The organism is Mesorhizobium sp. CNPSo 4688 (genome assembly GCF_057784295.1).
Genome location: NZ_JBWLUY010000014.1, coordinates 142,434 through 164,864, shown reverse-complemented (window position 1 = coordinate 164,864; position 22,431 = coordinate 142,434). Strand labels below are relative to the sequence as shown.

Annotated in this window: 18 protein-coding genes; 14 read left to right on the top strand and 4 right to left on the bottom strand. The window is 64.0% G+C overall.

Going from position 1 to position 22,431, the window contains the following annotated elements; translation table 11 throughout:
- Positions 1-89: 89 nt before the first annotated feature.
- Positions 90-2,054, bottom strand: coding sequence for a pilus assembly protein TadG-related protein (locus AC04SH_RS25660; RefSeq protein ID WP_488577161.1), 1,965 nt, complete (start codon positions 2,052-2,054; stop codon positions 90-92).
- Between the two features lie 341 nt (positions 2,055-2,395).
- On the opposite strand from AC04SH_RS25660, the gene AC04SH_RS25655 reads away from it, so the two are divergent.
- Together AC04SH_RS25655 and AC04SH_RS25650 are read left to right on the top strand one after the other, a co-directional pair.
- Positions 2,396-3,256 carry a TIGR01459 family HAD-type hydrolase gene (locus AC04SH_RS25655; protein WP_488577160.1) on the top strand — a complete coding sequence of 287 codons (861 nt, stop codon included), beginning with the start codon at positions 2,396-2,398 and terminating at the stop codon, positions 3,254-3,256.
- A 10-nt stretch (positions 3,257-3,266) separates the two neighbouring features.
- A complete protein-coding gene (locus tag AC04SH_RS25650; protein WP_488577159.1) occupies positions 3,267-4,250 on the top strand; it encodes a bifunctional riboflavin kinase/FAD synthetase in 984 nt (327 codons plus the stop codon).
- A gap of 12 nt (positions 4,251-4,262) precedes the next feature.
- Here the strand turns inward: AC04SH_RS25650 and AC04SH_RS25645 are convergent, their stop codons facing one another.
- Positions 4,263-4,817 (bottom strand): HdeD family acid-resistance protein, encoded by a 555-nt coding sequence (locus AC04SH_RS25645; RefSeq protein ID WP_477236423.1) that lies wholly within the window; start codon positions 4,815-4,817, stop codon positions 4,263-4,265.
- Positions 4,818-5,027: 210 nt separating this feature from the next.
- On the opposite strand from AC04SH_RS25645, the gene AC04SH_RS25640 reads away from it, so the two are divergent.
- The 3 genes from AC04SH_RS25640 to AC04SH_RS25630 all read left to right on the top strand — a co-directional run bounded on the left by AC04SH_RS25640 (position 5,028) and on the right by AC04SH_RS25630 (position 9,910).
- Positions 5,028-5,834: a MipA/OmpV family protein gene (locus AC04SH_RS25640; protein WP_488577158.1), complete on the top strand. Its 807-nt coding sequence runs from the start codon at positions 5,028-5,030 to the stop codon at positions 5,832-5,834.
- A gap of 229 nt (positions 5,835-6,063) precedes the next feature.
- Positions 6,064-9,027 carry an isoleucine--tRNA ligase gene (gene ileS, locus AC04SH_RS25635; protein WP_488577157.1) on the top strand — a complete coding sequence of 988 codons (2,964 nt, stop codon included), beginning with the start codon at positions 6,064-6,066 and terminating at the stop codon, positions 9,025-9,027.
- 199 nt (positions 9,028-9,226) lie between these two features.
- Entirely contained in the window at positions 9,227-9,910 is a 684-nt protein-coding gene (locus AC04SH_RS25630) for a hypothetical protein (RefSeq protein ID WP_488577156.1), read from the top strand.
- Positions 9,911-9,938: 28 nt separating this feature from the next.
- On the opposite strand, the gene AC04SH_RS25625 is transcribed toward AC04SH_RS25630, so the two are convergent.
- Complete coding sequence (locus AC04SH_RS25625) at positions 9,939-10,391, bottom strand: nucleoside deaminase (protein WP_488577155.1); 453 nt, start codon at positions 10,389-10,391, stop codon at positions 9,939-9,941.
- A 180-nt stretch (positions 10,392-10,571) separates the two neighbouring features.
- On the opposite strand from AC04SH_RS25625, the gene AC04SH_RS25620 reads away from it, so the two are divergent.
- The 5 genes from AC04SH_RS25620 (at position 10,572) to AC04SH_RS25600 (ending at position 17,134) form a co-directional block, all read left to right on the top strand.
- Positions 10,572-12,713 carry a pseudouridine synthase gene (locus AC04SH_RS25620; protein ID WP_488577154.1) on the top strand — a complete coding sequence of 714 codons (2,142 nt, stop codon included), beginning with the start codon at positions 10,572-10,574 and terminating at the stop codon, positions 12,711-12,713.
- Between the two features lie 11 nt (positions 12,714-12,724).
- The gene (gene rsmD, locus AC04SH_RS25615) at positions 12,725-13,279 is read left to right on the top strand and encodes a 16S rRNA (guanine(966)-N(2))-methyltransferase RsmD (protein ID WP_488577153.1); all 555 of its coding nucleotides are present in this window, start codon (positions 12,725-12,727) and stop codon (positions 13,277-13,279) included.
- A gap of 86 nt (positions 13,280-13,365) precedes the next feature.
- Positions 13,366-14,721, top strand: coding sequence for a M16 family metallopeptidase (locus AC04SH_RS25610; RefSeq protein WP_488577152.1), 1,356 nt, complete (start codon positions 13,366-13,368; stop codon positions 14,719-14,721).
- Positions 14,722-15,035: 314 nt separating this feature from the next.
- Positions 15,036-16,277 (top strand): M16 family metallopeptidase, encoded by a 1,242-nt coding sequence (locus tag AC04SH_RS25605; RefSeq protein ID WP_488577181.1) that lies wholly within the window; start codon positions 15,036-15,038, stop codon positions 16,275-16,277.
- Entirely contained in the window at positions 16,274-17,134 is an 861-nt protein-coding gene (locus AC04SH_RS25600) for a patatin-like phospholipase family protein (protein ID WP_488577151.1), read from the top strand. Before AC04SH_RS25605 ends, AC04SH_RS25600 begins: the two co-directional genes overlap by 4 nt.
- A gap of 151 nt (positions 17,135-17,285) precedes the next feature.
- Here the strand turns inward: AC04SH_RS25600 and AC04SH_RS25595 are convergent, their stop codons facing one another.
- Positions 17,286-17,822 carry a dihydrofolate reductase family protein gene (locus AC04SH_RS25595; protein ID WP_488577150.1) on the bottom strand — a complete coding sequence of 179 codons (537 nt, stop codon included), beginning with the start codon at positions 17,820-17,822 and terminating at the stop codon, positions 17,286-17,288.
- A 275-nt stretch (positions 17,823-18,097) separates the two neighbouring features.
- On the opposite strand from AC04SH_RS25595, the gene AC04SH_RS25590 reads away from it, so the two are divergent.
- The 4 genes from AC04SH_RS25590 (at position 18,098) to AC04SH_RS25575 (ending at position 22,404) form a co-directional block, all read left to right on the top strand.
- Positions 18,098-19,141, top strand: coding sequence for a LacI family DNA-binding transcriptional regulator (locus AC04SH_RS25590; protein WP_488577149.1), 1,044 nt, complete (start codon positions 18,098-18,100; stop codon positions 19,139-19,141).
- Positions 19,142-19,208: 67 nt separating this feature from the next.
- Positions 19,209-20,450: an ABC transporter substrate-binding protein gene (locus tag AC04SH_RS25585; protein ID WP_488577148.1), complete on the top strand. Its 1,242-nt coding sequence runs from the start codon at positions 19,209-19,211 to the stop codon at positions 20,448-20,450.
- Between the two features lie 170 nt (positions 20,451-20,620).
- On the top strand, positions 20,621-21,547 hold the full coding sequence (locus tag AC04SH_RS25580; RefSeq protein ID WP_477344977.1) for a carbohydrate ABC transporter permease: 927 nt from the start codon (positions 20,621-20,623) through the stop codon (positions 21,545-21,547).
- Positions 21,547-22,404 (top strand): carbohydrate ABC transporter permease, encoded by an 858-nt coding sequence (locus tag AC04SH_RS25575; RefSeq protein WP_488577147.1) that lies wholly within the window; start codon positions 21,547-21,549, stop codon positions 22,402-22,404. Before AC04SH_RS25580 ends, AC04SH_RS25575 begins: the two co-directional genes overlap by 1 nt.
- Positions 22,405-22,431 lie beyond the last annotated feature (27 nt).

Sequence of the window (22,431 nt, the reverse complement as noted above, 5' to 3'; positions counted from 1 at the left end):
TAACCAAAGGTGGCGGCCGGTGGATGACCGCTCCTCGCAGAAACGCCCCGCCGGAGACGGGGCGCTTCGTTTCCAAGGGAATGCGCCGGTCAGCCGACGATGCGCAGATTGGACAGTTCGTTGGCGATTTCCTTGAAATTGTCTGACAGCGTGGCGCCGGTGGCGTTCCAGTAGAGCTTCGCCGCCTTGCTCGGATCGTTCGGGTCCTTGCGGAAGCGCGAATCCGAGGAACATTCCTTCAGCGCGTCCATGGCTTTCTTTTCGTCCGACTTGGTGTCGACGAGGTCGAGCGAGACGGTCATGACCAGGAGATTGTTCGCCTTGGCATTGGCGCAAAGCGTCTTCATCTGCTGGTCGAGCGCGGTAGTGTAGGCAGTGGAGGTATAGGTGGAGACATTCGTATTCATGAACAGGCGCGTCACACTTCCCGATCCAGGGTAGGTTAGGCCGGTGTAGCCATAGGCGGCATAGGTCGATCGGTTGTTGGAACTGCTTGCATCGCTGACCGCGCTATAGGTGTTGGCGCCGTCGGTCAGCACGATAACCACCTTGTCGTTGCCTTTTTCGCTGTTCGGCCTGCCGTCGGTGAAGGGCGCGTTGCTCGATACCGTACGCCAGCCCCATGCCATGCCTTCCGGAACGTTGGTGTTGCCGGTCGGCGCCATGTCGTCGATGGCGTCGTCCAGTTCCTTTTTCTGGTCCGCGTCTGTCACGTCTTTCAGCGGCGTGATCGGATTGGTCGTGCAGCCAGCGTTCGGACCGTCGCCCTGTATGGTCTGGGCTGATCCATAGGGCTTTACCAGGAAATATTTTCGCATGTCTGACTGGCGTTGCTTGGCGCTTGAAACACCCGGCGAGTCTGCCCACCAGTTGTTGTCGGACTTTGGGTTGTTGATCCAAGCACTGACGTCGTTGTTGCCGTCGTGGTTGAAATCGAGCCACAGTGTGCCGGCCTCGTCCGGTGCGAACATCGGCACGAACAGCGTCGCCGGGTTGGCGGTATCCGGCGTGGTGTCGTCGTCATTGTATGGGTAGGGCCTCGCCTCCACACAGCCCTGCCAACTCGCATAGCGGCTCGTGGTGTAGACATAGGTCGGCGGCGGGTAGAACCAATGGCCCTTGTCACACGTGCCGTTCTTCTTGAAAACGTCACAGACATATTGCCTTGGGGTGGTAACCGTTTCGCGGCCGGATTCGACGGTCATGTCGGAATAGAGGCTGAAGCGGGTCAGCTTCTCACCCTCCGTATCCCCCCAACCAGCCCCGCGTTTGTACCAAACGTCGCCCACCTTCTCGGCATATCTGTTGCCATTGCTGGCCGCGTTGGCCGCCGTCATCGTCGTCCAGTCGAAATTCTCGTGATGGACCGGGGAGACGCCCTGCTTGTCCATCCAGTCGTCCTTGTCGTGGTCGGGGCCGACATTGACCGACGCCGAAAACGGAACCAGGGAAAACTGCACCGGCTTGGAGATCTGCTTCATCTGTTGCGCCTGAAGCGCCAGCGTGTCGACCAACTGCTTGGCGGCTTCCTTGAGCAGGTCGATACGCTTCTCGCCGGTGCCAGAACCGAGATAATTCATCGAGCCGGAATTATCGAGCACCAAGGCAACTTCAAGCGTGTTCTTGAGACGAACTTCCGAGGTGGCGGTCATGTGGACATCGGTGTTGCCTGACGATTTGCCAAGCATCCAGGCCGCGACCGGCAGAAAGTATGGCTTGAACGTCAGCGTCGCCTGAAGTTTCAGCGTGCCGCCGCCGGTATTGTTGTTGGGCAATGTCACGGTCAGCAACGCATTGGCGGGTTGGACGTGGCCGAGATTGGCCTCGAAGAAGTCCTTGGCATAGGCCTTGACCGCATCGTCGGTCGCGCCGGAGACGATCTGCTGGGCCGTGGCGATGCCTGCGGCGTCGAGCGCGTTCAGCGTGTCCTGGCGCTGGCGGATCAGTTCGGTGTAGTCGACGGCGAGTGCCAGGGCGCCCATCAAGGGCACCAAGGTTATCACTGTCATCAAGGCATAATTGCCGCGTCTGTCGCGTAGAAATCTGCGGATCATGCCTTCAGCACCCCTGCCAAGACCCAAATGTCGAATATCGGCGCGAAGATGCCCACAAATCGTTAAATTTCAGGTTGCTGAAATACGTTCAAGATCCGCCCATCCTTTCAAGGCTCGTTAACCACTCGGCCCTGGTGATCGGGGACGCGACATTTTTCGATCGACCGAAGCTTGGGGAAGGGGCGCTTTCCGCGAGATGCAATCGCCATCAAGCCGTGCCGCGACGGCGTCGAAAACGCCGAAAGCTGGTGACAGGATGAAACGCTTCGGTTAATGCGGGGCCGGTTGCGGCGTACCGTCGGCTGCAGCTCTCGCAACGATCGTCACATCAGGAAAACGGCATGGCGGATTCGCCTGACATCATCGGCTCGCTCGCGGATTTGTCGGGAGCGTACTCGGCCATCCTGTGCGATGTCTGGGGCGTGATCCACAATGGCGAATGGCATTTCCCGGCGGCCGCCGAGGCGCTTGCCGCTGCGCGCACTGCGAAGGTTCCGGTTGTCCTGATCACCAATTCACCGCGCCGCAATGCCGATGTGGTGGCGCAGATGAATGCGATCGGCGTCCCCACCGCTGCCTACGACCGTGTCGTCACCTCAGGTGATGTGACCCGCGACCTCATCGCCGAGGGCCCGCGAAAAATCTTCCATATCGGCGCCGACCGCGATTTCACCCTCTATGACGGTCTTGACGTCGATCTCGTCGAAGAGTTCGAGGCCTCCGGCGTCGTCTGCACAGGCCTGTTCGACGACGAGGTGGAAACACCTGAGGATTATGCCGAACTGCTGCGCCGGCTGCGGGCCAGGAACCTGCCTTTCATCTGCGCCAACCCCGACATCGTGGTCGAGCGCGGCGAGCGCATGATCTGGTGCGCCGGGGCCTTGGCCCGCGACTATGCCCAGCTCGGCGGCCGCACGCTGATCGCCGGAAAACCCTATGCGCCGGTCTATGACGCAGCAATGCGGGAGGTCGCCTTGCTTCTTGGCCGTAACGTCGAGCGCGCGGAGGTGCTGGCCATCGGCGACGGCATGATGACCGACGTCAAGGGTGCCGCCGACAATGGCATCGACGTGCTTTACGTGTCGGGCGGCATTCACGCGCGCGACTATGGCGATCCTATGCAGCCGGACCCCGCCAGGCTTGCAGCCTTTCTGCAAAAGCACGGCTACCGGCCCGTCGCGGTCATTCCGAGACTGCAGTAGGGTCGCTTCCATGAGCGCAGCCTTCGAACATATTTCCGCAACCGCGCCGCTGCCGGCGCACTTGCGTGGCGGCGTGGTGGCGATCGGCAATTTCGACGGCGTTCATCGTGGCCACCAGGCCGTGCTCGAACGCGCGCTTGCCGAAGCCAGGCGGCGCGGCGTGCCGGCGCTGGTGCTGACCTTCGAGCCGCATCCGCGCAAGGTGTTCAGGCCCGATATGCCGCTGTTCGTGTTGACGCCGCCGCCGATGAAGGCGCGGCTGTTGTCGCATCTGGGCTTTGCAGCACTCGTCGAACAGCCATTCACGCGCGCCTTTGCCGGCCTGTCGGCCGAGGCTTTCGTGACCGATGTGCTGGAAAGGAACCTCGGCATCACCCATGCCGTCACCGGCTTCGATTTCCACTTCGGCAAGGACCGGCAAGGCGGCCCGGCCTTTCTGATGGCGGCAGGCGAGCGCCACGGTTTCGGCGTCACTTTGGTCGACGCTTTTCGCGACGAAGGCGCCGAGGTCGTGTCGTCGAGCCGCATCCGCGCATTGTTGTGCGAGGGCGAAGCCGCGGAGGCCGCTGGCCTGCTCGGCTACCGCTTCACCGTCGAAAGCGAAGTCATCGGCGGCCAGCGGCTCGGCCGCACGCTCGGCTTCCCGACAGCCAACATGAGGCTTTCTCCGGAAGCTGAACTGAAGGAAGGGATTTATGCCGTCCGCTTCCGCCGCGCCGATGGAACGCTTTATGACGGCGTGGCCAGCTTCGGCCGCCGCCCGACCGTCGACGACAATGGCGCGCCGCTGCTCGAAACCTTCGTCTTCGACTTTTCCGGCGATCTCTATGGCGAGATTTGCGAAGTCTCGTTCTTCGGCTTCCTGCGCCCCGAGGTGAAGTTCGACGGGCACGACGCGCTGGTGGCGCAGATCAAGCGCGACGAGGCGGAGGCGCGCGCGCTGCTGGCCGGCGTCAGGCCACTTTCAGACCTGGACAGCGCGATCGCTTTTTGAGCGTCCGGCTGCCTACCTCTTCAAGGCCAGTCCGAGGGCGATGAAGCTCCAGCCCTGGAAGATCAGGTCGATGGCCAGGAACAGCCCGAGCACCCACAGGCTGTTGACGGGCCAGCCCATGGCGATGGTCAGGCCCGCCAGCACGCTGATCAGGCCCGCCGCGACGACCCAGCCCCAGCCATTTTCGGGCCGGTGGCTGTAGCCGACCCAGGCCCTGAGCGCGCCTGAGGCGACCAGCGCCACCGCCAGCAGCAAGGTCAGCACCGTCGATGCCAGCAGCGGATTGTCGAAGGCGAAGAAGCCGGCAACCGCATAGAGCAGGCCGCTGAGCAGCCAATAGAAGAAGCGGCTCCAGGTCTTCACGCCGAAGGCGTGCACGATCTCGATGATGCCGGCCATCAGCATCAGCCATCCGACGACATAGACCGAGGCGACGGTGGCGATAAACAGATTGCCGAAGGCAATGCCGCCGAAGATGAGCAGCAGCACGCCGAGCGCGACGAACCACCCCCATTTGTCTCGTGTCCGTCCGATCGCGTCTTTCAGGGTGTCGCCGTGCAGGGTCATAGCCGCATCTCCTCAAAGTCACTTTGCATCAAAGATCGCCTGGCTTGTCGCCGCCCCTGAGGTTAATCCCGGCGTCCGCGCCCGTCCAGCGATGCCGGGCAGCTCCGAACGGGCAAACGGTGATCTCTGTCTCGGATTTAAATCAAATTTTACCAAACGGTCGTCAAAGCTGTGGCCGGGGCACGGCTGTGTTGTGTTAGTGGAGTGACCATGAGTCCGGTCGGGAAAATGTCTGCGGTTGTGGCAGCGATTATGCTGGGTGCGCCCACGGTGGCAAACGCAGGCGAGGGCACCTTTGGCTGGCTCTCGGGCGACTGGTATCTGACGCTTGGCGCCACCGGCATGGTGGCGCCAAAATTCGAGGGCTCCAACAGTCTGCTGCTCGGCGCCACGCCGATCATCTCGCTGGGCAAGGTCGGTCCCTCCGCCCGCTTCACCTCCCGCAATGACAACATTTCGCTGGCGCTGGTCGACGATGGCGGCGTCCGCGCCGGCCTGACCGGAAAGTTCCTGTTTTCGCGCAGCAGCAAGGATGAGCTGAAAGGCCTCGACCCCGTGCGCTGGGGCGGCGAGGTCGGCGGTTTCTTCGAATTCTACCCGACGGACTGGCTGCGCGCCCGCGCCGAACTGCGCCACGGCATCCGTGCCCATGACGGCTTTGTTGCCGACATCGCCGCCGATGCGTTTTACGATGTGACGCCGACGGTCAGGATTTCGGGCGGCCCGCGTGTGTCGTTCGCCTCGTCGGGCTATTTCGACTCCTACTACGGCGTCAAGGCCAAGGAGGCCGCAGCCTCGGGCCTTAGCGAATATCACCCCGGCGGCGGCCTGAAATCGACCGGCCTCGGCGGCGCCATCACCTGGAAGGTGACGGAGCCGATGACCGCCAGCCTGTTCGGCGAATATGCGCGCCTGATGGGCCCGGCCGCCGATTCCAGCCTGGTCAAGGAGCGCGGCCAGCGCGACCAGGTCACGGTCGGCGTCTCGACCACCTACCGTTTCAACTTTTCAATGTAGGCGATTTCCGCGCTTTATTCCTGCCGTGGCTTCGGCTAAAAGCCCAGCCATGACCAGCTTTTCGCGCCTTTTCGCGATCGCGATACGAATTACAGGCCCGGTGTTCCGGGTGGCCTGAGCGCCGCCGGAGCCGCCGGGAATCTTGGCGCGCGCTCTCGCGCTTTTTCCAGATCATGATAATTCAACGCCCGAGCCTCTACGCCCGCCGGGCAATGCACATGGCAGACCAATGACCGACACTGTTGAAACGATCGACTATTCCAAGACGCTTTATCTGCCGCAGACGGATTTCCCGATGCGCGCCGGCTTGCCGGAGAAAGAGCCGCTGCTGGTCAAGCGCTGGCAGGACATGGACCTTTATCGCAAGCTGCGAGAGAAGGCCGCCGGCCGCGAAAAATACGTTCTGCATGATGGCCCGCCCTATGCCAACGGCAACATCCATATCGGCCATGCGCTGAACAAGATCCTCAAGGATGTCATCACCCGCTCGTTCCAGATGCGCGGCTACGACGCCAATTATGTGCCGGGCTGGGACTGCCACGGCCTGCCGATCGAATGGAAGATCGAGGAACAGTACCGCGCCAAGGGCAAGAACAAGGACGAGGTGCCGGTCAACGAATTCCGCAAGGAATGCCGCGACTTCGCCGCGCACTGGATATCGGTGCAGGGCGGCGAGTTCCAGCGCCTCGGCGTCGTCGGCGACTTCAAGAACCCCTATACGACAATGGCCTTCCACGCAGAGTCGCGCATCGCCGGCGAACTGTTGAAATTCGCCATGTCGGGCCAGCTCTACCGCGGCTCAAAGCCGGTAATGTGGAGCGTGGTCGAGCGCACCGCTCTGGCCGAGGCCGAGATCGAATACCAGGATTACGAGTCGGATACGATCTGGGTGAAGTTTCCGGTCGCCAGCCTGGTCCGTCCGATCGATGGTGGCGAGGCCAAGCTGACCGAGGGCGCGCTCGATCTACTCCAGGCCCACGTCGTCATCTGGACGACCACCCCGTGGACGATCCCCGGCAACCGTGCTGTCAGCTATTCGTCACGGATCGGCTACGGCCTTTATGAGGTGACGGCAGCCGAAAATGCGTTCGGTCCACAGCCCGGCGAAAAGCTGATCTTTGCGGACGCACTGGCCGAAGACGCCTCGGCCAAGGCCAAGGTCACCTTGAATCGGCTTCGCAGCGTTTCGGCTGAAGAGCTTGGAAGCCTTACGCTTTCGCACCCATTCAAAGGCCTCGGCGGCGGTTATGAATTCTCCGTACCGCTGCTCGCCGGCGACCATGTCACCGACGATGCCGGCACCGGCTTCGTCCACACCGCCCCCGGTCATGGCCGCGAGGACTTTGACGCCTGGATGGATGCAGCATCGGATTTGCGCCAGCGCGGCGTCGATCCCGCCATCCCGTTCACCGTTGACGATGCCGGCTTCTTCACCAGGGACGCGCCGGGTTTTGGCCCGGACCGCGAAGGTGGCGCCGCGCGCGTCATCGACGACAACGGCAAGAAGGGCAACGCCAACCAGGCGGTCATCGACGAGCTGATCCAGCGCAACGCGCTGTTCGCGCGAGGCCGGCTGAAGCACAGCTACCCGCACTCGTGGCGCTCGAAGAAGCCGATCATCTTCCGCAACACGCCGCAATGGTTCGTCTATATGGACAAGGACCTCGGCGACGGCACGACGCTGCGCAGCCGGGCGCTGAAGGCCATCGACGACACGCGCTTCGTGCCGGCGGCCGGCCAGAACCGCATCCGCGCTATGATCGAGGAGCGCCCTGACTGGGTGCTGTCACGCCAGCGCGCCTGGGGCGTGCCGATCGCCGTCTTCGCCGACGAGGACGGCAATGTGCTGAAGGACGAAGCGGTCAACCAGCGCATCATGGACGCCTTCGAACAGGAAGGCGCCGACGCCTGGTTCGCTGCCGGCGCCAAGGAGCGCTTCCTCGGTAATCACGATGCCTCCAAATGGAAGCAGGTGATGGACATCCTCGACGTCTGGTTCGATTCGGGCTCGACGCATGTCTTTACGCTGGAAGACCGTCCGGACCTGAAATGGCCGGCCGACGTCTATCTCGAAGGCTCCGACCAGCATCGCGGCTGGTTCCACTCCTCGCTGCTCGAAAGCTGCGGCACCAGGGGCAGGGCGCCCTACGACACCGTCGTCACCCATGGCTTCACCATGGATGAGGAGGGCCGCAAAATGTCGAAGTCGCTCGGCAACACCGTCGTGCCGCAGGACGTCATCAAGCAGTCCGGCGCCGATATCCTGCGGTTGTGGGTGGTGACGACAGATTATTGGGAAGACCAGCGGCTCGGCAAGAACGTGCTGCAGACCAACATCGACGCCTACCGCAAGCTCCGCAACACCATCCGCTGGATGCTGGGAACGCTCGCCCATGACGACGGCGAGGAGGTACCGCTGGAAAAAATGCCGGAGCTGGAGCGGCTGATGCTGCACCGGCTGGCTGAGCTGGATGAGGTCGTGCGCTCGGGCTACGACGCGTTCGAGTTCAAGCGCATCACCCGCACTTTGCTCGACTTCATGGTGGTCGAGCTGTCGGCCTTCTATTTCGACATCAGGAAGGACGCACTCTATTGCGACGGGCCTGCCAGCGTGAAGCGCAAGGCCTCGGTGCAAGTGGTGCGCCACCTCTTCGACTGCCTGGTGAAATGGCTGGCGCCGATGCTGCCTTTCACCATGGAAGAAGCCTGGCTCGACCGTCATCCCGATGCCGTTTCGTTGCATCTCGACCAGTTCCCTGAGATTCCGGCCAACTGGAAGAACGAGGCGCTGGCCGAGAAATGGCGCAAGGTGCGGCAGGTCCGCCGCGTCGTCACCGGCGCCCTCGAGATCGCACGGGCGCAGAAAGTCATCGGCTCATCGCTGGAAGCCGTGCCCGTCGTGACGCTCGACGATGCCGCGCTTGAAGCCGCAATCGCCGACGTCGACATGGCCGAAATGGCGATCACCAGCGATCTTGTCATCGCTCATGGCAAGGCGCGGGAAGGCGCCTTTGCGCTTGACGATGTTAAAGGTGTCGCCGTCGTGGTCGAAAAGGCCGAGGACCGCGGCTTGGTCAAATGCGCGCGCTCGTGGCGCTATACGGCCGATGTGGGGCAGGATGCCGAATTCCCCGACGTTTCGGCCCGCGATGCCGCGGTGCTGCATGAGCTGCAGGCTCTGGGACGTTTGTGAGTCCATAAGCCGGTGCACAAAGGCCACGCCGGGCGGGCGAAAACCGCCCGCGCGTTGCCCTTAACGAGTGGTTGAGGTAAACACGCGAAACTCCGGAAGACAAATTGTCGCCGGATTTCCGTCGCAAGAGCGTGGACGATGGGGACCGGACCTTTGGCCGGTGACGATCGAGAGGCTGTCTAGAGTGGGACTTTTTGGCATGACCGACAGAACTTCCGTGCGCGTTGCGCTGCTGGCGCCGCTTGTCGCGTCCGGCCTCGCTCTGTCCGGCTGCATGAGTTCGCCCACCTACGGCACCGACAAGACGGCTGGCGAGCAGCTTGCCGGCGACCTGTCCGGCGCCTTTTCAATCTCGCCGAAGCACAAGCAACAGATCGACTACAAGCCGCGTCCGGAGCTGGTGAAGCCCGCGCCAGGGCAAAAGGAAGTGCTGCCGGCACCGCAGGAAAGCATCGAGACGGCGAGCACCGATTGGCCCGAATCGCCCGAGCAACGCCGCGCCCGCCTGCGTGCCGACGCCACCGCCCACCAGGATGATCCGTCCTATCAGTCACAGATCGTCGACGATGTGCAGACCGATCCGGCTGCGGTGAAGAAGGCGATGGCGGATTCAGCGTCGAGCCACCCGCCGCGCTGGTCGCCGGCGGATTCCGACAAGGGCCGCGCCGCCGAGATCCAGCGCCGCACGGCTGAAGGCAAGCAGGGCGATCCCACCACGCGCAAATATCTGAGCGAGCCGCCTCTGGCCTATCGCGCCGCCGCCGACACCGCGCCGCAGGGCGAACTCGGCGAGGATGAATACAAGAAGGAACGCCGCCTCAAGAAGGAGGCAGCCGCCAAGAGCAAGAGCGGCGGGCTCTTCGACTGGCTGCCTTCCTGGTAGGGACTCCGCCCGCCATCATTGGCGAGGCCTACGTCTCGCGCCTTTCCCGAAAGAAATCCTTGAGCAGCAAGGCCGCATCGGCTTCGGCCATGCCCGGATAGATATCGGGCGTATGGTGGCAGGTGGATGAGGCGAAGAAGCGCACGCCGTTGACCACCGCGCCGCCCTTCTCGTCGGCCGCGCCGAAATAGAGCCGGCGCAGCCTGGCGAAGGAAATGGCGCCGGCGCACATAGCGCAGGGCTCCAGCGTCACATAGAGGTCGTGCCCGGTGAGCCGCTCGCTGGAGAGCGTTTGGCAGGCCGTGCGGATCGCCAGCATTTCGGCATGCGCCGTCGGATCGGCAAGCTCGCGGGTGCGGTTGCCGGCTGATGCCACCACCGTATCGCCGCTGGCAATGACGGCGCCGACCGGCACTTCGCCGCGCAAGGCGGCGGCTTGCGCCTCTTTCAGCGCCAGCGCCATGAAATCCGGCCGCTTCACGCGGTTTGCATCCTGATTATCTCCTCGCCACTTAGCTGTGATCCTGTTATGGAGCGCGTCAACCCGAACATCGGAACAGATTTTCGGAAATGATCATGCGCCACATCAAAGTGCTATAGCGTTCGTTGCGCGCCCCAAAGGATGCGCCACGCTGTAGCAGCGCAAACGGACAAAGGCCACATGGACGACAACGACAAGAAATCTCCGCGCCACAAAGGCCCGGGCAAAGGCGGCCCGAGAGCCGCAGGGCCGCGCCGTGATGGCGTCGCCGGCAAGGGCGGCAAGCCTTCCTTCGGGGCCAAGAAACCCTATGCGCCGCGTGGCGCCCGGCCGGCAGCGGCTGAAGGCGAGCGGCCGAAGCGCGACTTCAAGAGCGGCGACCGGCCGTTCAGCAAGGGTCCGCGCCCGGAAGGCAAGTCGTTCGAAAAGCGCGAAGGTCCGCGCAAACCTTACGCACCGCGCGGCGATCGGCCGATGGCGGCCGATGGCGAGCGGCCGAAGCGCGACCTCAAGAGTGGCGACCGGCCGTTCAGCAAGGGGCCGCGTCCCGAAGGCAAGCCTTTCGAAAAGCGCGAAGGGCCGCGCAAACCTTATGCACCGCGCGGCGACCGGCCGATGGCGGCCGATGGCGAACGACCGAAGCGCGACTTCAAGAGCGGCGACCGGCCGTTCAGCAAGGGACCGCGTCCCGAAGGCAAGCCCTATGAGAAGCGCGAAGGTCCGCGCACGCCCTACGCACCGCGCGGTGATCGGCCTGCCGCCGCCGAAGGCGAAAAGCGTTTCGACCGGCCAAAGCGCGATTTCGGCGATCGCCCGCAGCGCGACGCCGGGGATCGTCCCAAGCGTGACTTCGCGGATCGCCCCAAGCGCGATTTCGGTGGTGACCGGCCGCAAGGCGCATCCGGCAGCGGCTTCAAGCCGAGACCGCGCGCCGTGGAGACGGAAGAAGCCGGCGAGCGCATCGCCAAGCGGCTAGCCCGCGCCGGCCTTGCCTCGCGGCGCGATGCCGAGGATCTGATCGCGGCCGGCCGCGTCAAGGTCAACAACCGGGCTTTGACCTCGCCGGCCTTCAACGTCATGCCCGGCGACATCATCCATCTCGACGGCATGGAGATCCCGCCGATCGAGCGCACAAGGCTGTTCCTGTTCCACAAGCCGGCCGGAGTCGTCACCACCAACCGCGACCCCGAGGGACGCAAGACCGTGTTCGACGTGCTGCCGGCCGAATTGCCGCGGCTGATGACCATCGGTAGGCTCGACATCAACACCGAAGGCCTGCTGCTGCTCACCAATGACGGCGGTCTGTCGCGCGTGCTCGAACTGCCTGCCACCGGCTGGCTGCGTCGTTACCGCGTGCGCGTTCATGGCAAGGTCGAGGAAAGCGTGCTCGCAGGCCTGCGTGAAGGCATTGCCGTAGACGGCGTCTTCTACGGCGCCATCGAGGCGACGCTCGACCGTGAGCAAGGCACCAACGCCTGGCTGACGATCGGCCTGCGTGAAGGCAAGAATCGGGAAGTGAAGAACATCCTTGGTTCGCTCGGCCTCGACGTGACGCGGCTGATCCGCATCTCCTACGGGCCGTTCCAGCTCGACGACCTCGCCGAAGGCCATGTGCTGGAGATCAAGGGCCGCGTCTTGCGCGACCAGCTCGGCGAACGCCTGATCGAGGATTCCGGCGCCAATTTCGACGCCGAGATCACCAAGCCGTTCTCCAACCAGCCGGTGCGGCGTGAGCGCGAAGTGGAGCCCGAACGGCCGAAATTCACCCGCGAGGGCGACCGCCGGCCGATCGGCGAGGGCGGTCTGATCAAGAACCGCAAGCGCCGCGAGGGCAGCCGCGACGAGGCGCTGGGCAAGCTGTCGACCAGCCCCGAAAGAGCCGCTGTGCCGGCAAAGAGTTTTGGCGACCGCGGCCCCCGGCCCGAGCGAAGCGAGTTTCGCGACAAGCCACGTGGCGATTTCGGCGACAAGCCGCGTGGTGGCTTTGGCGATAAACCCCGTGGCGCCTTTGGTGACAAACCGCGTGGCGGCAAAAAACCCGAGCGCGAGCAGCGGCCGATCGAGCCGCCGGGCCAGCGCAAGGCCAATGTCTGGATGGCGCCGGGCGCGCGCCCGATCGGTAAGGGCAGGGCGGAAGCCGATGCCGCCAAGGCGGCCGACGCCAAGGCGCGCAAGGCCTCATTCAAGCCGGTCTATGGCAAGCCGGCCTATGGCAAGCCGGGTGGCGCCAAGCCGTTCAGCAAGCCGCGCGGCGAGCGTCCCGATGGCGGTCGGGGCGGTGAGCGGCCGCGCAATGGTCCCAAGGGTCCCCGGACCAGATGAGGGCCGTTTAGATGAGAATCGTCGGCGGCCAATTTCGCGGGCGTCCGCTGGCGACGCCGCGCGACCATGCCATCCGCCCGACCACCGACCGCGCCCGCGAGGCCGTCTTCAACGTGCTGGCGCACCGCTTCGCCGACAAGCTCGAGGGCGCGCGAGTGCTCGACCTGTTCGCCGGCACCGGCGCGCTCGGCCTCGAAGCGCTGTCGCGCGGCGCTTCCTATGGCGTCTTCATCGAGGAATCGGCGGAAGGCCGCGGCCTGATCCGCACCAATGTCGAAGCCTTTGGCCTCACCGGCCGCACCAAGATCTTTCGCCGCGACGCGACTGCCTTGGGCGAGGCCGGCACGCTTGCCGCATTTGGCCTGATCTTCGCCGATCCGCCCTATGGCAAAGGTCTCGGCGAGCGCGCACTGCGTTCGGCCAAGGCAGGCGGCTGGCTGCTGCCCGGCGCGCTCTGCGTGGTCGAGGAAGCCGCCTCGGCGCCCTTCGAGGTTGGGCCCGAATTCTCGGTGGTTGATGAGCGCAACTACGGCGAGACGGTGATCCGGTTCATCGAGCTTGGGTGATTAGCGCCTTCAAAATGACGCACAATTCACTTTGCCTCGGTGGCTAACCTTGCCTATCGTCGCGCGATAACAAACCGGAGCCATTGATGACACTTCATACTGAATGGCTGCGGAGAGCGTTGCTCGCCACCGCGCTGACCGTGGCCGGCCCGGCTCTGGCCGCGGACGACGGCAAGGTGGCGAACTTCCTGCTCGACAACGGCATGGAAGTGGTCGTCATCCCAGATCATCGCGCCCCGATCGTCACCCATATGGTGTGGTACAAGATCGGCAGCGCCGACGAGCCGCCAGGCAAGTCCGGCATCGCGCATTTCTTCGAACATCTGATGTTCAAGGCCACGACCAACCACGCCGCGGGCGAGTTCGACCGCGCCATTTCGGACATAGGCGGCTCCAACAACGCCTTCACGTCCTATGACTACACGGCCTTTCACGAGACGGTGACGCCCTCGGCGCTCGAACTGATGATGCGCTTCGAGGCCGACCGCATGCGCAACCTCGTCTTGACCGACGAGGTCATCAAGACCGAGCGCGACGTGATCCTGGAGGAGCGCCGCTCGCGTATCGACAGCGACCCCGAGGCCGTGCTCGACGAGGAGGTCGACGCGACACTCTGGCAGAACCAGCCCTACCGCATTCCTGTCATCGGCTGGATGCAGGAGATGGAACAGCTGAACCGCACCGATGCGGTCGCCTTCTATGACAAGTACTACCGCCCCAACAATGCCGTGCTGATCGTTGCCGGCGATGTCGAGCCGGACGCGGTGAAGGCGCTGGCCGAAAAGACCTATGGCAAGGTCGCGCGGGGCCCGGATCTGCCGCCGCGCATCCGCCCGGTCGAACCGGAGCAGAACACCAAGCGCACGGTGACACTCACCGATGCGCGCGTTTCGGTGCCGAGCTTTTCGACGCAATGGGTGGTTCCGTCCTACCACACCGCAAAGCCCGGCGAGGCCGAGGCGCTCGACCTGTTGGGAGAGATCCTTGGCGGCGGCAGCCGCAGCCGGCTTTACCAGCAGCTTGTGGTCAAGCAGGGCATTGCATCGGGGACCGGCGCCTTCTTCCAGGGCACCATGCTCGACGCTACCAATTTCACCGTCTATGGCGCGCCGCGCGGCGACGCCAAGTTGAGCGACGTCGAGGCGGCCGTCGACGCCGAGATCGCCCGCATCATCAAGGACGGCGTCACCGCCGACGAGCTGGAAAAGGCCAAGGCCCGCTATATCAGGGCCATGATCTTCGCCCGCGACAAGCAGGACGAGATGGCCAATCTCTATGGCGCCGAACTCGCCACCGGCGGCAACGTTAAGGATATCGAGGAATGGCCGGACCGCATTCGCAAGGTCACCGCCGACGAGGTCAAGGCGGTCGCCGCCCGCTATTTGCTGCTCGACCGTTCGACCACCGGCTATCTCTTGCCGCAGCAACAGGCGGGGAATTGATGATGAGCCTGGTTTCGACAAGCATGCGCGAGATTCCTTCTGCCCGCCAGGCTCCCCCTTCTCCCCTTGTGGGGTCCGAAGGACGGGGCGAGACCCGTGGCTCGCCCCTGGGCGGTGGCCGAGCGAAGCTCGGTCGGATGAGGGGTGCTTCAGCTTGGCAAGGACGGCGATCCGTCACTCACCCCTCATCCGTCTCGGCGCTGCGCGCCGATCCACCTTCTCCCACAAGGGGAGAAGGTAAGGCGCTCCGTACCTTCACCACCCTGTTCCTGTCCATCCTCTTCCTCGTCCTGCCGGCGCTTGCCGCGCGCGCGATGGACATCCAGCAGGTGACCTCGTCAAAGGGCATCAACGCCTGGCTGGTCGAGGATCACTCCATTCCGATCGTCGCCATTCGCTTCGTCTTCGATGGTGGCTCGACGCAGGATCCGGCCGGCAAGGAAGGGCTGGTCAATCTGATGACCGGCCTGTTCGACGAGGGCGCCGGCGACCTGGACAGCGAGGCCTTTCAGACCAGGCTTGACGATGCCGGCGCCGAAATGGGCTTCGACGCGGCGCGCGACGGCACCTATGGCTCGATGCGTATGCTGGCCGAGCAGAAGGATGCGGCCTTCGACCTGCTCAGGCTGGCGGTTACCAGCCCGCGCTTCGACCAGGCGCCGATCGACCGCATCCGCTCCCAGATATTGTCCGGCATCATCGCCAGTGAGCGCGACCCCAACACCGTCGCCCAGACCAAATGGCTGCGCGCCATCTATGGCGAACATCCCTACTCCCGGCCGGACCAGGGCACCAAAGACAGCATCGCCACCATCACTGCGGCGGATCTGGCTGCCTTCCACAAGGCCAATTTCGCCCGCAACGGCCTGCATGTCGCGGTGGTCGGCGACATCGACGCCGCGACGCTGAAAAAGAAACTCGACGAGGTGTTCGGCGATCTGCCGGAAAAGCAGCTGCTGCGGCCGGTTGCCGATACCGAGCTGAAGCTCGGCCAGCAGCTCGAGGTCGATTACGACCTGCCGCAGACCTCGCTGCAGTTCGCCTATCCCGGCGTGAAGCGCGATGCGCCGGATTTCTTCCCGGCGGTGCTGATGAACCAGATTCTCGGTGGCGGCACCTTCACCTCGCGCCTCTATGACGAGGTGCGCGAAAAGCGCGGCTTGGCCTATAGCGTCGATTCCAACCTGGTCGATCACCAGCATTCCAACGCGCTGATCATCACCACGGCGACGCGTTCCGACCGCGCCGCCGAGACGCTCGGCATCGTCAAGGACGTGGTCAGGAAGATGGCCGAGGAGGGCCCGACCGAGGCCGAACTGGACGCAACCAAGAAATACATGGTCGGCTCCTATGCCATCAGCAATCTGGATTCTTCCAGCTCCATTGCCGCGACCCTGGTGGAATTGCAGCTCGACCATCTTGGCATCGATTACGTGCAGCGCCGTACGGCGCTCATCAACGGCGTGACGCTCGATCAGGTCAAGGCGGCGGCGAAGAAGCTGCTGTCGGCGGCCCCTGCGATCATGAGCATCGGCCCGAAGCTGGAGGCCAAATGACAGGTCCCACTTTCGGCATCGCCTTTGGCGGCGGCGGCGCTCGTGGCCTGGCGCACATCCACATCGTCGAAGCGCTGGACGAGCTCGGCATCAAGCCGGTGGCCATCGCCGGCTCCTCGATCGGCGCCATTATGGGCGCCGGCATGGCCGCGGGCATGAGCGGCAAGGACATCGAGGACTATGCCCGATCGATCCTGAGCCGCCGTGCCGAGGTCGCGGCGCGCATGTGGCGCTCGCGGCCGGGTACCATCGCCGAGGCCATGCAGGGCGGCATCCGCGTCGGCCAGTTCAACATCGAGCGCATCCTGAAGGCATTCCTGCCCGAAGCCATTCCCGAAACCTTCGCCGAGCTGAAGATCCCGCTCAAGGTGACGGCGACCGACTATTTCGGCCACAAGCTGGCGGTCTTCGACGATGGCGACCTGCATTCGGCACTCGCTGCCTCGGCTGCCATACCCGCCGTGTTCCGCCCGGTGACGCGCGACGACCGCGTGCTGATCGACGGCGGCATCTACAATCCGGTGCCGTTCGACCTCATCGAAAATGCCGCCGACATCATCATCGCCATCGACGTAGTCGGCGCGCCGAGCGAAGCCGAGCGCAAGCACCCGACCACCGTCGACCTGATGTACGGCGCGACGCAATTGATGATGCAGTCGATCATCGCCCACAAATTGAAGCAGAATCCCCCCGACATACTGATCCGCCCCAACGTCTCAAAATACCGCGTGCTCGATTTCATGAAGATCGACACCCTGTTGGCCGAGACGCAGCAGATCAAGGACGAGCTGAAGCGCGAGGTGGAAAGGGTGGTCGAGGCGCGCGCCAGGGGCAAGCGAGGGAAGAAGGCCGGGTAGGGGGAGATGGGCGGCAGGCCAGAGGGGGGCGTCTCGCGTGAAGCTCGGTCCCCTACGGCGCGATAGGAGGTCGCGTCAGGACGGACCGCCCCCCTCTGTCGCCTTCGGCTACATCTCCCCCTCAAGGGGGGAGATTACCCCCACCAGCGCATCACACCTTCCCGGCCGCATATTCCAGCGCCACCACACCATTGCTGAACGTCATGGCCGAGATCGGCTCCAGCGCCACTGGCATATCGGTCGGAAACAGCTTCTTGCCCTCACCGACAGTGCCGGGATAACTGAGCAGCCTGACGCGGTTGACCAGGCCGTGGCGCAGCAGCTCCTGCGCGACGCTGAGGCTGCCATGCACATAGATGTTGCCGCCATTGCCTTGCTTCAGCTTGCTCACCGCTTCCGGTAAGGAACCCGTAAGCAATTCCGCCGGCTTCCAGTCCAACGCCTTCAGGCTGGTCGAGGCGACATATTTCGGCAGCGCATTGAACCGGTCGGCAAAGTCGCCGGTTTCGCTCGGCCATGAGCCGGCAAAGATCTCATAGGTCATGCGCCCCAGAAGCATGGCGCCGCTATCGGCAAGCTCATCCTCCTTGAACCTTTGCATTTCATCGTTCCAGGTCACTTTGGGCAGCTTCTCGACCTCGGCAATGCCGTCGACACTGATGAATTCGGTGACGATGAGTTTTCTCATGGCGTTCTCCTTTGGTCAGAGGACGGATGGCGCTGGGCAGATGCTACACGCTTGGTAGAAAAGAGTGCGGCGTTTCGACAACCAACCGCTGACAGGCGAGGTTTGCCGAACGCAATTGTGGTCTAACCATCCCCCTTGCCATCCCCTCGACCTTCCCCTAATCTCTCTGAGAAAACCTTTTCCCAAATCGCCGAGAACGTGCCGACCTCACCAGTCCGCACTCCACAGGGCGGTAAGAGAAAACCTTTTCTCAACTAAGGAACGCGCCGCGCACCATGTCTTCCGACGCCCCGCCCGCCAAGACACCGGTCACTCTGCGTGAGGTGGCGTCCGCCGCCGGCGTCAGCGTGGCGACGGCGTCGAAGGCGCTGAACGGGCAGGGGCGCATGACGGCTCAGACGCGCGAGCGTATTCGCGAGACGGCGCAGCGGCTCGGGTTCCGGCCGAACAGCTTGGCGCAGAGCCTGTTGCGCAAGCGCTCCTTCACCGTCGGGCTGCTTACCAACGATACTTACGGCCGCTTCTCGCTGCCGCTGATGGCCGGTGTCTCCGATGCGCTGGTCGATGCCGGCGTCTCGGTGTTCCTGTGCAATGTCGAGGACGACCAGCGGCTCGGCCAGCTGCATGTCGAGGCCATGCTCGACAAGCGCGTCGACGGCATCATCGCCACCGGCAAGCGCATCGACCGCCACCTGCCGGTCGACCTCGCCAATCTGCGCATCCCGGTGATCTACGCCTTCACCCAGCCCGATCCCGACGCCATCGGCTTCGTCTCCGACGATGCCGGTGGCGCGCGGCTGGCGGTCGAGCAGTTTTGCGCGCTCGGGCGCCGGCGCATCGCCCATGTCAGCGGTCCTGCGAGCTTCGCCGTGGTGCATGAGCGCGCCCGCGCCTACCGCGAAGTGCTGACCGAGCATGGCCTGCCGGTTGCCGAGCCGCTGCTCGGGCATTGGTCGGAGGCCTGGGGGCATGAGGCGGTCGCAAGACTGTTCGACGGCAAGTCGGGCAGGGGGGAGAAACCCGACGCCGTCTTCTGCGGCAACGACCAGATCGCGCGCGGCGTCATCGATGCGCTGCGCGAGCGCGGCATCGGCGTGCCCGGCGATGTCGGCGTCATCGGTTTCGACAATTGGGAGATCGTGGCGGAAGCGACGCGGCCGCCGCTAACCTCGGTCGACATGAACCTTTCAGCGCTTGGCCGCGAGGCCGGGCTTGCGCTGCTTTCGCTCGTCGGCGGCCAACCGGCCGCGCCGGGCATCCGAAAACTGCCGTGCCGGCTGGTGGTGCGTCAGTCATGCGGCCGTCCACCAGGCGGCTAGGAGAACGCGCGGCGCGATCTGGGAGAGCGCCGCAATAGGGAGGAGAACAAACATGAGGAGGAGAACCATGAAAACCATGATTGCCGGGCTTGCCTTTGCCGCGAGTATTTTCGCTATGCCCGCCATGGCCGCCGACACGGCCAATATCTGGGTGCGCGCCGACGGCTCGAATTTCATGCCGCGCATCGTCGACGCCTTCAACAAGGCGCATGAGAACCAGATCAAGCTCGACATCATCCCCAATGCCGAGATCATTCCGAAATATGGCGCCGCAGCCGCCGGCGGCACTGCGCCCGACGCGCTGTCACTCGACCTGATCTACACGCCGGCCTTTTCCGCCGCCGGCCAGCTGGAGGACATCACCGACTGGGCGAAGTCGCTGCCCTATTTCGCCAGCCTGTCGCCGGCGCACGTCAAGACCGGCACCTACAAGGGCCGCATCTACGGCCTGCCGTTCTCGGCCGATAGCTCGGTGCTGATCTGGAACAAGAAGCTGTTCAAGCAGGCCGGGCTCGACCCTGAAAAGGGCCCAGCCAACTGGGCCGAAATCGAAGCCGACGCCGAGAAGGTCAACGCGCTCGGCGGCGACATCAAGGGCTTCTATTTCTCCGGCAATTGCGGCGGCTGCAACATCTTCACCTTCACGCCGCTGGTCTGGGCCTCGGGCGGCGATATCCTCTCCGAGGACGGCTCGAAGGCGACGCTGGACAGCCCGCAGCTACGCAGCGCCATCGACCTCTACCGGTCGATGGTCAAGAAGGATCTGGTGCCGGCCGGCGCGCAGACCGACACCGGCTCCAACTTCTTTGCCGCCTTTGCCGCCGGCAATATCGGCATCTCGCCGTCCGGGGCCTTTGCGATCGGCGCGCTCAACACGCAGTATCCCAATGTCGATTACGGCGTCACCTTTCTGCCGGGCAAGGATGCCGGCTGGTCGTCCTTCGCCGGCGGCGACAATTTCGTCGTCACCAAGGGCACCAAAAAGCTCGCCGTGGTGAAGGAGTTTCTCGACTTCGCCTATTCGCTGGAGGGCCAGACCATCCTCGCCAAATACGGCAGCCTGCCGGTGCGCGGCGACATCGCCAAGGAGGCGCTGAAGGATCTCGATCCGCGCTACCAGATCGCCGCCGAGGCGATGGCCAAGGGCCGCACGCCCTATTCGGTGGTGTTCAACGATTTGATCAACTCCGCCAACGGCCCGTGGACGCAGATGGTCAACGAAGTCTTCTTCGGCGACGATGTCGACGGCGCGATCGCGAATGCCCAGGAGACCATGCAGTCGATCATCGACCAGGCGCCGCAGAAATAGCGCCGCCCTCAACCTCCCCCTTGAGGGGAGGTCGGACCCGAAGGGTCCGGGTGGGGTCGCCTGCGAAGTGCTCGGCCTTTCTGTCGGCGCACTGCGCAGAGGACCCCACCCCCGGCCTTCGGCCGGACCCTCCCCTCGAGGGGGAGGGGACGCCGCAACTGGAGCATCGCATGACCACCATCGCAGCAACCTCCGCCCCGGCGCGCCCGCGAAAACTGGTCGGTGCCGGCCGCCGGCAGTGGATCGGCCTGCTCTATGTCGCGCCGGCCGTGGCGCTGGTGGTTGTCTTTTTCATCATCCCGCTCGGCATGACGGCGTGGATGTCGTTGCACAACTGGCCGCTGATGGGCGAGCACAGCTACATCGGCCTCGATAATTATTGGGCGATCCTGCGCGACACCCGCTTCTGGAATGCGCTGCGCTTCACCGGCCTCTACACGGTGGTGGTGACGATCGCGATCTTCGCCGTCGCCTTTCCGCTGGCGCTGTTCATCGAGCGTCCCCGGCGGCTCACAGGCTTCTACCGCACGTCCTTCTTCATGCCGGCTGTTATCGGCTTTGCTTCGGCGAGCCTGCTCTGGTCGTGGCTTTTGAATGTCGATTCCGGCCTGTTCAGCCCGGCGGCCTTCGACCTCGGCCTGACCGGGAAGAAATTCAACCTTCTGGCCACCTTCCAGCCGGCCTTCTGGTCGATCATCGCCATGGTCGTGTGGAAGGTGGCGGGCTTCACCATGATCATCCTGATGACTGGCCTGCAGTCGATTCCGACCGACCTGCAGGAAGCCGCGATGATCGATGGGGCAGGGCCGTTCGCGCGCTTTCGCGCCATCACGCTGCCGCTGATGCGCCGCACGCTGGCGCTGGCGCTGATCCTGTCGGTCGCGGGCTCCATTCTCGCCTTCGACCAGTTCTACATCATCCTGCGCGGCGGCCCGCGCAATCAGACGCTGACCGCCGTCTACTGGATCTTCAACCAGTCCTTCGTATCGTTCAAGCTGGGCTATGGCGCCGCACTGTCGATGATCCTGCTCGCCATCCTGGTCGCGCTCAGCACGTTCCAGCTCTGGCTGCTGCGCAAGCCCGAGGGGGTCGACTGATGGCGCAGGCAAGAAGCCGCAACAGCCGGTTGCGCCTCGGCATCGCCGAGCACGCGACCGGCATGATCGCCTCGGTGCTGTTCCTGGCGCCGATCGTCTGGACGGTGCTGTCGGCCTTCAAGCCGTCGCAGGAGGCGCGCCTGCCGCCGCTGCCGCCTTGGCCGACCACCGGTTTTTCGGTCGAAAATTACGGCACGCTCAACACTTTCGGCGACGGGCTGTGGCTGCCGGCGCAAAACAGCCTCTATGTCTCCGCCATGACGGTGGTGTTTTCCGTCATCGTCAGCGTGCTTGCCGGCTACGGCTTCTCGCGCTTCCGCTTTCCGTTCAAGGACCTGCTCTTCGTCGTCATCCTGTCGACGATCATGATCCCGTTCCAGTCGATCCTGACGCCAATCTTCCTGGTGCTGACCAAGGTCGGCCTGCACAACACGCTGACCGGGCTGGTCTTTGTCTACGTCACGCTGCAGCTGCCGTTCTCGATCTTCATGATGCGCAACGCCTTCGACGCGGTGCCGCGCGAGATCGAGGAGGCCGCCCGCATGGACGGCGCCAACAATCTCACCATGCTGCTGAAGGTGATGCTGCCTTTGGTCTGGCCCGGCATCGTCACCATCGCGCTGTTCGCCTTCCTCGGCGCCTGGAACGAGTTCCTGGCTGCGCTGGTGCTGATGACCGACCAGTCCAAATTCACGCTGCCGATCATGATGACCGCACTTCAATCCGGCCGCTTCGGCGCCATCGACTGGGGCGCCGTGCAGGCCGGCGTCACCGTGATGATGGTGCCTTGCCTGATCCTCTTCCTGTTGCTGCAGCGCTTCTACATACGCGGCCTGATGGCCGGCGCCGTGAAATGACCGGCGGTGAAATGACAATGACGAAAT

Coding starts and splice junctions, on each gene's coding strand:
- AC04SH_RS25655 (WP_488577160.1), top strand. CDS start 2,396: ATGGCGGATTCGCCTGACATCATCGGCTCGCTCGCGGATTTGTCGGGA.
- AC04SH_RS25660 (WP_488577161.1), bottom strand. CDS start 2,054: ATGATCCGCAGATTTCTACGCGACAGACGCGGCAATTATGCCTTGATG.
- rsmD (WP_488577153.1), top strand. CDS start 12,725: ATGAGAATCGTCGGCGGCCAATTTCGCGGGCGTCCGCTGGCGACGCCG.
- AC04SH_RS25610 (WP_488577152.1), top strand. CDS start 13,366: ATGACACTTCATACTGAATGGCTGCGGAGAGCGTTGCTCGCCACCGCG.
- AC04SH_RS25630 (WP_488577156.1), top strand. CDS start 9,227: ATGACCGACAGAACTTCCGTGCGCGTTGCGCTGCTGGCGCCGCTTGTC.
- ileS (WP_488577157.1), top strand. CDS start 6,064: ATGACCGACACTGTTGAAACGATCGACTATTCCAAGACGCTTTATCTG.
- AC04SH_RS25640 (WP_488577158.1), top strand. CDS start 5,028: ATGAGTCCGGTCGGGAAAATGTCTGCGGTTGTGGCAGCGATTATGCTG.
- AC04SH_RS25595 (WP_488577150.1), bottom strand. CDS start 17,822: ATGAGAAAACTCATCGTCACCGAATTCATCAGTGTCGACGGCATTGCC.
- AC04SH_RS25580 (WP_477344977.1), top strand. CDS start 20,621: ATGACCACCATCGCAGCAACCTCCGCCCCGGCGCGCCCGCGAAAACTG.
- AC04SH_RS25645 (WP_477236423.1), bottom strand. CDS start 4,817: ATGACCCTGCACGGCGACACCCTGAAAGACGCGATCGGACGGACACGA.
- AC04SH_RS25605 (WP_488577181.1), top strand. CDS start 15,036: ATGGACATCCAGCAGGTGACCTCGTCAAAGGGCATCAACGCCTGGCTG.
- AC04SH_RS25650 (WP_488577159.1), top strand. CDS start 3,267: ATGAGCGCAGCCTTCGAACATATTTCCGCAACCGCGCCGCTGCCGGCG.
- AC04SH_RS25585 (WP_488577148.1), top strand. CDS start 19,209: ATGAAAACCATGATTGCCGGGCTTGCCTTTGCCGCGAGTATTTTCGCT.
- AC04SH_RS25620 (WP_488577154.1), top strand. CDS start 10,572: ATGGACGACAACGACAAGAAATCTCCGCGCCACAAAGGCCCGGGCAAA.
- AC04SH_RS25575 (WP_488577147.1), top strand. CDS start 21,547: ATGGCGCAGGCAAGAAGCCGCAACAGCCGGTTGCGCCTCGGCATCGCC.
- AC04SH_RS25600 (WP_488577151.1), top strand. CDS start 16,274: ATGACAGGTCCCACTTTCGGCATCGCCTTTGGCGGCGGCGGCGCTCGT.
- AC04SH_RS25590 (WP_488577149.1), top strand. CDS start 18,098: ATGTCTTCCGACGCCCCGCCCGCCAAGACACCGGTCACTCTGCGTGAG.